Annotated in this window: 15 protein-coding genes; all 15 read right to left on the bottom strand. The window is 63.1% G+C overall.

The genetic code is table 11. From position 1 onward, the window contains the following. Positions 1 to 159: 159 nt before the first annotated feature. Complete coding sequence (locus QBJ92_RS08880; protein ID WP_277969327.1) at positions 160 to 1,626, bottom strand: SGNH/GDSL hydrolase family protein; 1,467 nt, start codon at positions 1,624 to 1,626, stop codon at positions 160 to 162. 3 nt (positions 1,627 to 1,629) lie between these two features. Then, positions 1,630 to 2,400 (bottom strand): hypothetical protein, encoded by a 771-nt coding sequence (locus QBJ92_RS08875; protein ID WP_277969326.1) that lies wholly within the window; start codon positions 2,398 to 2,400, stop codon positions 1,630 to 1,632. A gap of 24 nt (positions 2,401 to 2,424) precedes the next feature. Further along, positions 2,425 to 3,591 carry a hypothetical protein gene (locus tag QBJ92_RS08870; protein ID WP_277969325.1) on the bottom strand — a complete coding sequence of 389 codons (1,167 nt, stop codon included), beginning with the start codon at positions 3,589 to 3,591 and terminating at the stop codon, positions 2,425 to 2,427. Between the two features lie 9 nt (positions 3,592 to 3,600). Continuing rightward, positions 3,601 to 3,903 (bottom strand): hypothetical protein, encoded by a 303-nt coding sequence (locus tag QBJ92_RS08865; protein ID WP_277969324.1) that lies wholly within the window; start codon positions 3,901 to 3,903, stop codon positions 3,601 to 3,603. Beyond that, entirely contained in the window at positions 3,900 to 4,274 is a 375-nt protein-coding gene (locus QBJ92_RS08860) for a hypothetical protein (protein ID WP_277969323.1), read from the bottom strand. Before QBJ92_RS08860 ends, QBJ92_RS08865 begins: the two co-directional genes overlap by 4 nt. Positions 4,275 to 4,301: 27 nt before the next feature. Continuing rightward, entirely contained in the window at positions 4,302 to 4,511 is a 210-nt protein-coding gene (locus tag QBJ92_RS08855) for a hypothetical protein (RefSeq protein ID WP_277969322.1), read from the bottom strand. A gap of 16 nt (positions 4,512 to 4,527) precedes the next feature. Further along, positions 4,528 to 4,896: a hypothetical protein gene (locus QBJ92_RS08850; RefSeq protein ID WP_277969321.1), complete on the bottom strand. Its 369-nt coding sequence runs from the start codon at positions 4,894 to 4,896 to the stop codon at positions 4,528 to 4,530. Beyond that, entirely contained in the window at positions 4,893 to 5,297 is a 405-nt protein-coding gene (locus QBJ92_RS08845; RefSeq protein ID WP_277969320.1) for a hypothetical protein, read from the bottom strand. The genes QBJ92_RS08850 and QBJ92_RS08845 overlap by 4 nt, the downstream gene beginning before the upstream one ends. After that, positions 5,294 to 5,866, bottom strand: a complete 573-nt coding sequence (locus tag QBJ92_RS08840; RefSeq protein ID WP_277969319.1) for a lysozyme — start codon at positions 5,864 to 5,866, stop codon at positions 5,294 to 5,296. Before QBJ92_RS08840 ends, QBJ92_RS08845 begins: the two co-directional genes overlap by 4 nt. A gap of 13 nt (positions 5,867 to 5,879) precedes the next feature. Next, a complete protein-coding gene (locus QBJ92_RS08835) occupies positions 5,880 to 6,344 on the bottom strand; it encodes a hypothetical protein (protein WP_277969318.1) in 465 nt (154 codons plus the stop codon). Between the two features lie 4 nt (positions 6,345 to 6,348). Next, a complete protein-coding gene (locus tag QBJ92_RS08830; protein ID WP_277969317.1) occupies positions 6,349 to 6,609 on the bottom strand; it encodes a hypothetical protein in 261 nt (86 codons plus the stop codon). Between the two features lie 14 nt (positions 6,610 to 6,623). Beyond that, the gene (locus tag QBJ92_RS08825) at positions 6,624 to 6,923 is read right to left on the bottom strand and encodes a hypothetical protein (RefSeq protein WP_277969316.1); all 300 of its coding nucleotides are present in this window, start codon (positions 6,921 to 6,923) and stop codon (positions 6,624 to 6,626) included. A gap of 2 nt (positions 6,924 to 6,925) precedes the next feature. Continuing rightward, a complete protein-coding gene (locus QBJ92_RS08820; RefSeq protein ID WP_277969315.1) occupies positions 6,926 to 7,471 on the bottom strand; it encodes a hypothetical protein in 546 nt (181 codons plus the stop codon). 18 nt (positions 7,472 to 7,489) lie between these two features. After that, a complete protein-coding gene (locus QBJ92_RS08815) occupies positions 7,490 to 10,975 on the bottom strand; it encodes a hypothetical protein (RefSeq protein ID WP_277969314.1) in 3,486 nt (1,161 codons plus the stop codon). 273 nt (positions 10,976 to 11,248) lie between these two features. Then, a complete protein-coding gene (locus tag QBJ92_RS08810) occupies positions 11,249 to 11,671 on the bottom strand; it encodes a DUF6950 family protein (RefSeq protein WP_277969313.1) in 423 nt (140 codons plus the stop codon). Between the last annotated feature and the right edge of the window lie 2 nt (positions 11,672 to 11,673).

Genomic DNA, 11,673 nt, shown 5'->3' with positions numbered 1-11,673 from the left:
CAACAGGATCCACGAACGCACGCTTTTTATTACGTGTATCGATGAGATATTCCGCGCGCGGCTTGGCGCGTGTCGGAGGCGGCATTGTCCTGCGCAACCGCTGGGGCGGCTGCGAGGGAAAGGGCTGCGGAGAGGATGCGCTTGAGCATGCTGTATTCCTTACGCGGGCACGGCTGGAAGCGGCAATTCGGCCTTCATGCTGATGCCGATAAGGATCAACGATCCCGACATCGGGACGCCAGCCCGCCACCTCATTATGAGACCAGCGCCGGTGTTGGTCGCGGTTGTTGGCTCCATAATGAGGCGCGGGTTGAACAGTCCGTTGAGTGTCGGAAGCTGGTCGTTCGCACCCTGGCCGCCGCCGAGGGTCAATCCGTTGGTGTCCGGGCCAGAGTAATTCTGAGGCTTGACGATGATCCCGAAGTTACCAGACAGGTTGTCGCACTCGAACAGCGTCGCCAGCTCAATCAGGGTCGTTCCGTAAGCGGGTGTCAGCACGAACCGGCTCATACTGAACTCGCCGTTGGCCGACGGGGTGCCGCTGAAAGTGATGGCCACGCCCGTGAAGTCGCCCGGAGCACCCGTTCCGATGTACGCTTTCAGCTTTGGACAGGTGACCAGCGAAAACGCGATATTCATGGTCCCGCTCAAGGTGCCCGTCATGGTGTATCCAAGAGGCGGGGTGCCTGTGACGCTGCTGGTGTCGTTCTTCGTGGTGCTGTCAGTTCCACCGATGCGGGTGGTGCGGCCCAGCCCTGTAAGCCCGCCCGTGGTGCGGCTCAGGATGTTGCCCCTGGGGGCGTTGGTGTCGTCGAGCGCGTCCGCCGCGTCCATTCCGATGATGTCGAGGGGTTCGTAGAACGAACGGAATGCCTTCTCGACGGCGAAGCTCTTAAGATAGGTCCCGTACGACGAGCAGTGCAGCCCGACGCTGTCCATCGAACTGAACTGTGCCGCGCCGGTACTCCCCAGACAGCCCGTGCTGTCAAGCGGGTCGATCAGATACGGGGTGGTGTCGATGTAGCGCACGCCCTCGGTGCTCGCGGCGAAGAGCTTGTACGCCGCGTTGTACGCCGCAAGTTTGACGTCACTCACCGTGTCTCGCGGGTCGACGCTCATGAGCCACAGCGTGCGACCACCCGATGCCCGGAACTCGCGGAAATACTTACTGATGTTGGCGATCACGGTTTCCGAGGAAAGCGCCCCTGCGCCGGTCACGCCGGACATGTCATTGGTGCCGATCGTGAGAATCATGTCGACGATCTGGCCCGCCGTGGTGCGGGCGAGGACGTCGGCCTTCATCGCAGACAGGCGCGCGGGCCACAGGAGATTGTTGATGCTCCCGTTCTGCGTCGCCGCTGTGCCGCTTCCGCCGATCGCGCCGCCCGCTACGGCAAGACCAGCGCGGATGTTCATAGGGAATCGAGAGTTGGCCCACTGGAACCCATAGAACGGCTCGGACGTCTTGCTGTCTCCATCGCGCAGTAGGGTGGGGCGGACGTTCGCCCGGCCTGCCCGGCGGTCAAGCCGCAGCGTATTGTCGTTCATGATTACGCCAGCGCTGCGCGGATCGCTGCCCGTGCCGTCATTCGCCGAGTTGCCGATGCTGATAAGCTGAACTGTCATGATTTATGCCGCCATATCAAAGGAGGGGAAGGACGTACTGTCGAAAGACCAACCGGTGCTGTCGAAGCGGTTGGACTGAGACGCTGCTGAAATTGTGATGGCCCCGCTCGTGGTCTTCGATGTGCCGCCACCTGCGGGAGTTTCGATGATGTTGACGTCGCCGACCTTGGTCGGGGTGCCGGTGATGATCGCCCCCTGAACCGACAAGCCAGGCGAACCAGCGCCGCTGAGTGCGACTGTGCTCCCGGAAGTAAGACCGCTAATCGTCGAATTAAGCGATGTCCCGACGAAGCCGGATGTAACCGAGGCGGTCAGGGTCTTGAGGGTGTCATCGTTCAGGATTGTCCCCACCGACGAAGCTGCGACGCGGTAGAGACGGACAGCGAAGTTCTCGTTCGGTTCGATCGACGAGTCTCCCGCAACCGAGACGTTTGCGTTCGTCGTGGTGCTGCCCGCCGGAATAGTGACCAGAAAGCGAGGAAAAACGCCGCCGACAAAATCGGTCGCGTCAGCCGGATTCGAACCCGTCGGTGCTACAACAACCTCATAGGAGATGTCACTCGACCACACCTTGTCGAGATTGACAGGGAACACGAACGAAGAAGTGCCGCTGTTGCCTTCGTTTTGCGACAGCGTTGCCAGGCCGAAAGACGGGATAGGAGGTGTCGCAGCGACCTTGGCCTTCAACGCTACGATTGATGCCAAGATGTCGTTAAACGTCTCAATAGCGTCGGCCGGATCGGTTGAAGAATTGAACGAGCTTAGAATTGTCATCGGGACACCTTTCGGTTGGGGATTTTATCCTCGGGCGAACATGCCCTTGCTGAAGAAGGGGGCGCTGAAGAACGGTCGGGCGAGATCGCCCTCGATCGCCGCGATCCAGTTTTGGAGCTTCACCAGTGCCGCGTAGACGGTGTCTCCCGTCGCGGTGTTCGCACCGGAGCCGTAGTCGACCCGGTACTGTGTGAAGCGGAAGCCAAGCGCCAAGAGCCGCTGCTCGACGTCGAGCAAATCGGCCGAGAAGCTCGAGTTGTTGGCGTAAACCTGCGTCGAGTTGGCGTAGGTGTTGCTCGGCGTCGGCGCGGGTACGGCCACCGTGACTGGGTCGGAAGTGACCGAGACAGTCGATCCGTCCGCCCCTTGTCCGGTGACCCTGCGTGTCAGAGATCCCGAATTGCCGGCCCCAGGCACAATCGTCGTTCCGGTCCCGATGATCGCCGTTCCAAGCAGCCATGCACGCGCCGTAATTGTGCCGTTCGCGATGGTCGGGTCGGTCGCGGTGAACGTTGCCGAAGTATCGCCGCTGTTCGGGGAAATCGTCGGCTTGCCGGAGAACGTCGGAGCCGGAATCGCAGACACCGCGACGGCCGTCGAGGAAATCGTGATCGTCGATCCATCGGATGCTTGCGCCGTGATCTTCCGGGTGAGGCTTCCGGTATTGCCGGCGCCAGGAACGATCGTCGTGCCGGTGCCGAGGACCGTGGTGCCGAGCAGCCATTGGCGAAGTATGATGGTCCCATTGGTGACCGTCGGATCGGTTGCAGTAAACGTTGAGGCCGTGGTGCCGCTTGTCGGCGAGATAGAGGGGTTGCCCGAGAACGCAGGCGCCGGGAGCGCTGCGACGGCGACTGCTGCCGACCTTACCGTGGTGATACCGCCAGTTCCGAGCGCCGAGACCTCAAGGACGAGGCTCCCGCTCGCTGACGCTTTGACCGTGGTTCCGGTCCCGATGAGGTTGCCGGAGAGAAGCCACCGTCGCCCGGTGACGATGCCGTCGTCGACCATTCCGTCGTCTGCGATGAACGTCGTCGCAGTCGTGCCGCTCGATGGAGAGATCGAAGGGGCAACCGTGAAGGTTGGTGGCGGCGCGATCGCGCCGATCGGGATGACAACGGCGTCCGTAAGAGGGAAGTTTGAGCCGTCCGCAGTGAGGACAAGCGTCTGCGATAGCGGAGCGAGAGCCACAGCGTTCTCCTAGTTGGGCCGGACGGGCGCGACGGTCAGCGTCACGACGCGCATTTCTCCGACCCGGGGTGCGGCGCCGTTGGCGTCGAGGTGGCGCTCGGTGATCGAGAGGACCGAGACGAGCTTGCCGTCGACGAGGCCCTGGACGTTCAATGGGGGGTAGGGCTTTGCCGAAGCGAAGAACGACACCTCCTGCACTTCCCCGCGATCGCGTACGCCGACCTCGCCCTGGTAGAAGGTGAACGTCCCTCGGACGCGTTTGCCGTTATGAACGGCACCGCCGAGAACGGCTTCTGTGGTCTCTTCGGTCATTTGTTCGCCACCCGAATGCCGACCGTGATCTGGTCCTGTTGCTGAAAATTGGTGGTGAAGCTGATCTCCACGCCCAGGACGATTCCGGTGCCGTTGAAGATCGAGCTGCCGCGCATGGCGTTCGCGATCTCGACCCAGAACGCGAACGTCAGCCCGGCGTAGCGCGGAGTGAAGTCGCCGTCGGTCAGCACCACCAAACCGGCCGCCGTTGCGTCAGCGTTGGGCGTGACGGTGAACGAAGTCACTTCCTCGCCGGGCTGTAGAATGTCGCGCACCGCGTCGCCGCGGGTCAGGGTCGGGTAGAAGCCACGGCGCGGCATGTTCGGATCGATGCGCCGTGGGAATGTCTTGATATCGGGTGGATTGGCCACGGGCATCCTTCCTGAATTGGAGGCAGATCAGAAGATGCCGAGCACCTTGGGGCGGGCCTTGCCGACCGCCGCGGCGTCGCGCGCCTCGCAGCGGCTGACGATGCCGGTCGCTGCGCTGTACCGGTCGTTCGCGATCTCAAGCTGGCCGGTCTGCTCGACGAACCCGCTTTGCCAGGGGCGGGCATCGTCGTGCCCGTCGGAGAGCTTGGCGCTCTCAGGCAGCGCAGCTGGGGCCACGCCAGCAGCCCACGCGTCAGGTAGCAGGGCCGAGCAGGGCGATGCACTTGGGCGAATGACGGTAGATGCGCATCCGGCAAGCAGCCCGATCAGCGGCGTCGTTACTATCGCCCGCAGGCGCGGCTTGAATCGCATCGGTTCCCTCTTTCGCGGTTTGGTGGATTTCGGTTGCGTGGGCTGCGGAGTTGCCGACCGTGTCGACCGCGTCGGCTCCGCTAGCGATCGCCGCGGCCCCCTGACCGATCGCGAGCGTGGTTTCGGTCTTGGCGGTTCGCGCCGTGCCGCAGGACCGGATTGAGATGACGGTCGCGATCAAAGCGATGACCCCGATCGCGAACACGATGGTCGCGGCGCTGCGACCAAGCCAAGGGCGGAACCCCGTCATGCGACACTCCCCTTGATGTCAGCAGCTGCGTCCGCGGCCGCACCTGCAACCTCGTCGGCTGCTTCGACGGCGTCGTTCCCGGTCTTGATCTTGAAGCCCCAGCCTTGCGCGTCGATGCCCGCTTTCAGGTCGCGGGTGACGATGACGAGGAACGCGATCGCGACGACCGCCAGCAGCCCGACCGCCGTCCAACCGAGCCACTTGATCAGTTCCATCTCGATCGACGTGCAATCGTTGATCGAACTGGTCGCGAGCTTCGTGTCGGCCACTCGGACGCTGCACCACTTCACCGGATCGGACAGGATCCAGATCAGCCAGGCGAGGAAGCCGAGCAGCACCGGCAGCCCGACGATGATTGCGATCGACGTCCACGACACGCGGCGGTTCGAGAACACGCTCATTGGGCGGCCAGCGCGCGCGCGACGTCGGCGCGAATGTCGACCCGCGTCGGCTTGCCGGGCAGGTAGCTGGGCTTGCGAACCGGGTAGACGTTGACCAGCCCGTCGAGATGCTTCCACTTGCCGTCGAAGAACAGGGCGGCCTCGTCCATCCGGCGCTCCTTGAGGTCGCCGCCGTTGAGGTAATGCGTTTCGAGGAACTTGCGGGCCTCGGCGACCTTGCCGGCGAGGAAGAGCGGTACCCATGCCGTCCCACCGATCGCTCCGGTATTGTAATGGAACGACAGAGCTGCGGCGAACTGCGCCTCGGTCAGCGTCCGTCCCTTGAACGCGGCAAGCACCTCGGGCCCGTACTTCACCCGAACGAGCCAGATGAAGACCTGCATGACGCGCTCGATCGTCGCGGGCTTGTCCTTGTACCGATCGACGAGGTGTCCCGATGCGTTGGTTACGCCAATGCCCCAGGTGCCCACAGGCGGCGTCGCACTGTCGAGGTACCACTCGAGCACGAGGCCCTCGGCGCCCGCGAGCTCGCAGGCGACGCGCACGGTGATGTTGCCGTTGATCGTCATGATCTCGGTCCTTTCAAAAGGTGGGGTTCGTCGCGGCGATCTTGGCGGCTGACACCGCACCCTTTTCGAGGGCTTCGGCGTGCATCTGTTCAGCTTCCATCGTCTCGATATCGGCGAGGATCGCGACCAGCATTTCGGGCGGGTTCGGGAGGCGCTTGAGCAACATGACGAGCGCGCGGAACCGCATCTTGACGTTGTTCAACTCGTGCCGCGCCGTGCGCTGCGCGACGTCGTAGTCGGCCGCCAGCTTCTCGAGCTTCGCCTCGTAGTGCGAGCGGGTATCTTCGAGCCGGGTCTCAAGCTTCTCAACACGCGCGATCAGGTCGTCGCGGAGCTTCTCTTCTGCGGACCGTTCGATCTCCCGCATCTTCGGCCGATTCCGGACCCACGCCGCTAGCACTCCGCTGCCGAGAGCGAGATTGATGAGGGCGAAGATCGCACCCCAGCCGAACGGGAGTCCCGCCAGATAGTTGGGCATCCGATCACCGATCATGACGTTGGAAGGAAAGGGTGACCGCGCCCATCGCGATCGCCAGCAGAATGGCGGTGATGTGGCTTGTCTCGAACGACACGCGGGCAATGAACGTGACCCGGTTGACCGCCAGCATGAAGACCAGACCCCAGATCGGGTCGAGGTAGCGACCGCGTCTCCGTAGGATCCGCCAGACGGCTGGCGACAGGCAAGCCAGGCAGAACAGCCACGCGCAAAGAGCTGCGCCGCGAAGCGCATCAGCAAGCAACATCACAGTAGCTCCTGTTATTTGGGGGCCATGCCCAGGAAGGCGGCTTCGATCGCGCGGGCGCAGTGCCCCGGCGCGGAACCGAGCAGCATGAACAGGTGATCGATCGCCCAGGCGCAGGGCTTGCCCCACCATGCGCCCGCCATCGCCGCGCGGCCGACGCGCGAACTGATCGTCTCGTCAGCCGAAGGGCAGGTGCCGCCGAAGATCAGGTAGTAGGGCGCCGCGAGCAGGACATAGACGAACTGGTCGATCGCGATCAGGAACTGGATGATCCACTTGCTCAACCGCTTCAGCGCGGGCTCGCGGGGCGGCATGGTTAGGCGGTAGGCGCCGGCGCCGGTGCGGGCGGCGCAAGGAGTGCTTGCCAGTCGATCCGGCCCACCTTGACGATATCGGCGAACGTCTCGCCTTGGGCGATCTTGGCTTTCGCACCCATGCGCTCGCCCTCTATTAGCGCGCCGACCACCTCCCATTGGTCTGCCCGCTGGATCACCACCGGGACAAGTTCCTCGACGGTGACATCGCAGGCGGATGCTTCTGCCTCAAGAAACGGGGTGCGGGTCGTATTGTCGAGGAGCCACGCGCGTGCCTCAGTTTCCTTGCGGAGATAACGCATTGCCTGGGTCGTACCGGGGGTCAGAAAGCGGAGGCAGAACGCTTCGGCTGACGCATCGACGAAATCGTTCATGGCAGCGCGCAGGGCCTCGATGTTGATCGCCCCGTTTGCCCCGATGACGGAAAAGGGCACTACCAGCAGTCCGGCACCTTTCGGGACCTGCTGGTACGCGCTTGCGCCGACGTTACCTTGGCTTCGATACATTTCCTCGAAATTGTCGAGCGAGTAAACGATCCAATATTCCATGCTTCCCTCCAGTGCGGCTTAGATGGCGACCCACGTCACCTTGAGATCGATCCGGCTGACAGTGTACGAAGCGGCAACTTGGCGCTCGTAGGAGTCGCCGTTGTTCACCCAGCCGGTGTCGTATCCGCCGGTTCGAATGGTTGCGACAAAGCTGGGGGCGAAAGCCGTTGCGGCCAAAACGGCGTCCGATCCGTTTGCGCGCGGGCGGTACACGTTGCCCTGATTATCCGTGGCCGAAATGCTTAACCCGCCGTTATCCTCAACATAGGTGAGATAGGACGGCTTACCGTTCTGCTGACCAACAACCTGCTGACCGGCGTTCGACGACACGGCTGCGGTGAACTCGTAAATAAACCGTCCGAGAGGCTGCACCGGCGAGAGAGCAAGGCTCCATGGAACTGTGATGGTCTGGCCTGCGCCGGGGGTGATGCTGCCCTGCCAAACCGACTTGCTTTCCCGTGACATCGTGGAGCGGTCGAAGGATAGGGAGGTAAGCGTCCCTTCGAGCACCAGATTACCGCGGAGATACATGTTCGCTTCGACGTAGAACAGGCCGGCAGAACCGCTCGCCTTCGACAGCTGTACCTTCGTGGTGCCGTCGCCTGTATCGCCAGTGATCGACCAATAGACGGCGCTACGTCCGTCAAGGCCGACCAGGAGACCGGCTTGCTGCACGAGCGTTGCCGCAACCTTCGTCTGATTTGCCGCGCCGGTGCCGGGTCGATATGGTTGCGGCGGGGTGTCCGCCCCCGCCACCTCGATCAATTGGGGTCGCAGGAACCAAGCGTAGCTGTTGGCCTGTCCGCCGTTCGTTCCCCATTTCACCAGATCCATCTTCATGAATGGCTTGGTGGCCTGGATGTTGAACGACAGCCGGTCCCATGCCGTGAGATCCTTGCCGCCGTTGATCGCAGTTCCACGATTGATGCGGCGCGGCGTCGCGCTCGAGGTTTGCGTTCCGTTGGTGTCGAAGAACTCGAACCCGATGCCGCAATCTGCTCGATGGCTCGATGCGTAACACGAGAGTTGGTACCACTTTCCAACTTCGACCGGGACCATATCGGAGTACCACAGACCGATCTGGTTACTGTTCCCGCCGAACTGCTCCATGCCGAGCGACGGCTCGTTGGTGGGATGCCAGATATCGGCGCCGATATTGACGCCGGCGGTTGTCCCGGTGGTGGCGTCGTAATATCCCCAGCCATCCGCTGTCGCGAAGGTGCTGTTTGCAAGCAGGTTCCCGCCGACGTTGGTGCTGGCGGAAAGAGTCGCGACGGTTTGGGCGACCTGACCAACTTTCCCGTCGGCGATGACGGTAGCCTGCTCATTGGCTCGGGTCAGTAGACGGCTTGTGCCTTCTCCGTTGACCTGGGCCTCAAGCGCTGATGCGCGAGACGCTGCGGCATAATTATTCGGGAAGTTTATGATCGCGTTCTCGGCGCTCGTGATGCGCGACATCAGCGGAGGCTTGCTTCCGTCAGCTGGTCCGACTTGCGTCTCCAGCGTCCCGGTCCGGCTGGCATAGCCTTGCAGGTCAGTTGACAGCGTCGTGAGGCGACCGTCGTACTTCGTCAGCGTCGAGTTTACGCCAGTGAACCGGGTGTCGACGCTAGTGGACAAACTGGCCACGGCAGATTTTGCGTCGGACGCTGTCGTGCTCACTTGGTCGATCCGGCTATTCGCCGCGTTATCGCCCGCCTTGAAGTCGGTGATGACGCTGTCGATCCGCTGCCCGATTGTACCATCGCGGCTGATGGCGGTCTGGTCGACGCGCCTGATCTCAGCGCGCACCGACGTGTCGTCGTACCCACCCGCAGCCGCTACACTATCGATACGCCGGTTAATCTGCGCATCGCTGTCGGTGAGCAACGCGACAGCCGAAGATAGTGCATCGTCTGCGTTCTTCTTGACGGTCTCGATCCGCGTGCCCGCATCGGCAACGGCCTGATTGATCGCGGGAATCGTCGTCCCGTTAAGCGTGCTCAATTGGTCCTTGGCAGCGGCGATCTGTCGGTCAAACTCACTGATCTGATTGATCGTGCCACCAACGGTGCCGGGCCCGAAAGGGCTGTTCGGATCCGCGCTGTTGGTCGCATCATCGGCAGGTTTGCCGTCACCCGTAACGCCGTTCCAGAACGCGGTCGTAGCGGCTTCGTCAATGGCGAGGATCAGCGGATTGTTGCGGCTGTCGTAGACGATTGGCTCGGCACCCTGCACCGGCAAGGAATCGTCCGCGTCCCAGAGATAGAATACGGGGGTCTCGAACGTCAGCACCATGTTGCAGGTGCCGCCCTGGCCAAGCTCCTGCTCTTTCACCCGGAATACGCCGCGCTTGAACCCGAGCGGCGCGAAGGTGAATGGCAGGACGTCACCGACAGTGTACTTCCACGCCCGGATATCGAATGGCGCTGCGAACTGCCGTGAGTATTGCCGGCGTTGGAGGACTTGCTTGGCGACCCGCTGCGCATGGCTCGGGCTTTCGACGACGCCAAGGTCGAGCGAGAGATAGCGGTCCTGCCCGTCGGGACTCGGCAGGCGCACTTCGGGATAGTCGATCAGTTGGTAAAGCGAGGCCGACGTCGCATCGACGTAGCGCCCGCGTACCACATTCGGGGTGGTTTCGAGCGAGGGGTCGGGATCCCAAGTGAACGCGCCGACCACGTCGTCATCGTTGAGGCCGTCATCTACCGCTGCGGCCGCAAGGTCGTTGTGCGAGATCGCTAGCGAAAGCTTACCGCCGGTGTCGCGGAAACGCCCGCAGCACGCGGTGCACAGCATATCGAGGACGGTCTTGTGATCGTCACCCTCGGAGATAACGCCAGCGCCATGGTAGCGCGGCTCGTTGCCGCCCGCTGCCCGGTTGACGAGCTCGTCGGCAAGGTTCGCCGCGACCTGGAACGACGGAAAGCTGATGCGCCGCCCGGGAACGCCCGCTCCGGTCGCCAGTTTCATCACGCCGGTCGCTGGGTTCTGGATCCGCCAGCCGAGGATGACGCGCAGGATCTGCAGCGGGAGGTTTTCACCGATCACAACGCCGTCGTCAGCCGTGTAACGCCACGTCGACTGATCGTTCGAGCGCATCGGACCGGACCCGCCTGGCACCGTGCTATCGCGGCGCGGGTCGTACAGCTTGGCGCCACGTCCGATCACGGTAATCCGGCTGGGAATGCCGCTTGAGAACGGGCTCTCGGCCTTCTTGCCGTTCCCGGTGACCTTGAAGCGGAAGCGCGCGTAGGCGCAGCCGGTCAGGCGCGCGCTCTCGCGATTCCATTTCCGGCTTGCAAAGGTAAAGGCGTTCGCTTGCGTCCCCTCGAGGATCAGGTTGGGGATCGAGAAATAGCCGTTGTATTTGGCGGCCACGCCGGTCGCCGCCGACCACGCCATTTCGGTGTCGAACCAAATCTCGTCGAGGCCGTCGATCGCATGGCTGGCGAACGCGACGACCCAGTCGCAGATCTCCTGGTCGTTGCCCGACCATTCCTCGTAGCGGACGTCGACCGGCATCGCGGTCTGGCCCAGCACGGTCTTGCGGAACGTCCGCGGATCAATGTTGGCGGTCAGTCGGTCCGTCTGTGAGGCGGTGACCTTTGGGGCTTTCTGCAACAGGCCAGCCGCAATGCTCAGCCCGCCCGAGACGAGGAAGAGCGTGCTCGCGGACACACCAACGCCGAAGCTGGTCGCCGCTGCACCAAGCCCAGCAGCAAGGCCGACGCCGGTAAAGGCCAGCGCAACGGCGCCGACCGCGATCGCCGCGAATTTGAGGGCTTTGGCCATCCGTTACAGCCCGAACCGAACGTGCCAGGCGCGCGGCGTGCTCCACTGCGCACGATCAATCCGGACCAACCCTTCGCGGTCACCCTCGGCGCCGACAGCCACCATAAACTGGCCCAGGCAGATCCCGAGGAGGCCGCCGGACATGATGATGTCGCCGCGGTGCGCGAGCGACGGATCGACGGTTTCGAACTTGCTGTTCAGCGTGGCCGCCAGCGTGCCCGCACCGATCCTGCGCAGGGCGCGAACCGAGCCGCGCGAGGTGGTGTAGCGACCGCGAAATTCCGGCATTGGATCAACGCCGGTCATCGCAATGACGGCTCCCGCGCAGAACAGGCAGCAATCGTGCGCGCCCCACGAAAATGGGAGCGTGCGAAGGGGTTCGAGATACGCGGCGAGCCGCGTCTCCCAATCGGGTAGACGGTACATGA

It is taken from the genome of Sphingomonas echinoides (assembly GCF_029623395.1).
GTDB classification, from domain to species: domain Bacteria; phylum Pseudomonadota; class Alphaproteobacteria; order Sphingomonadales; family Sphingomonadaceae; genus Sphingomonas; species Sphingomonas echinoides_A.
The sequence above is the reverse complement of the archived record's forward strand: the minus strand, read 5'-3'. Positions and strand labels throughout refer to the sequence as shown.

Coding starts and splice junctions, on each gene's coding strand:
- QBJ92_RS08880 (WP_277969327.1), bottom strand. CDS start 1,626: ATGACAGTTCAGCTTATCAGCATCGGCAACTCGGCGAATGACGGCACG.
- QBJ92_RS08875 (WP_277969326.1), bottom strand. CDS start 2,400: ATGACAATTCTAAGCTCGTTCAATTCTTCAACCGATCCGGCCGACGCT.
- QBJ92_RS08865 (WP_277969324.1), bottom strand. CDS start 3,903: ATGACCGAAGAGACCACAGAAGCCGTTCTCGGCGGTGCCGTTCATAAC.
- QBJ92_RS08850 (WP_277969321.1), bottom strand. CDS start 4,896: ATGACGGGGTTCCGCCCTTGGCTTGGTCGCAGCGCCGCGACCATCGTG.
- QBJ92_RS08845 (WP_277969320.1), bottom strand. CDS start 5,297: ATGAGCGTGTTCTCGAACCGCCGCGTGTCGTGGACGTCGATCGCAATC.
- QBJ92_RS08840 (WP_277969319.1), bottom strand. CDS start 5,866: ATGACGATCAACGGCAACATCACCGTGCGCGTCGCCTGCGAGCTCGCG.
- QBJ92_RS08835 (WP_277969318.1), bottom strand. CDS start 6,344: ATGCCCAACTATCTGGCGGGACTCCCGTTCGGCTGGGGTGCGATCTTC.
- QBJ92_RS08830 (WP_277969317.1), bottom strand. CDS start 6,609: ATGTTGCTTGCTGATGCGCTTCGCGGCGCAGCTCTTTGCGCGTGGCTG.
- QBJ92_RS08825 (WP_277969316.1), bottom strand. CDS start 6,923: ATGCCGCCCCGCGAGCCCGCGCTGAAGCGGTTGAGCAAGTGGATCATC.
- QBJ92_RS08820 (WP_277969315.1), bottom strand. CDS start 7,471: ATGGAATATTGGATCGTTTACTCGCTCGACAATTTCGAGGAAATGTAT.
- QBJ92_RS08815 (WP_277969314.1), bottom strand. CDS start 10,975: ATGCCGGTCGACGTCCGCTACGAGGAATGGTCGGGCAACGACCAGGAG.
- QBJ92_RS08810 (WP_277969313.1), bottom strand. CDS start 11,671: ATGTACCGTCTACCCGATTGGGAGACGCGGCTCGCCGCGTATCTCGAA.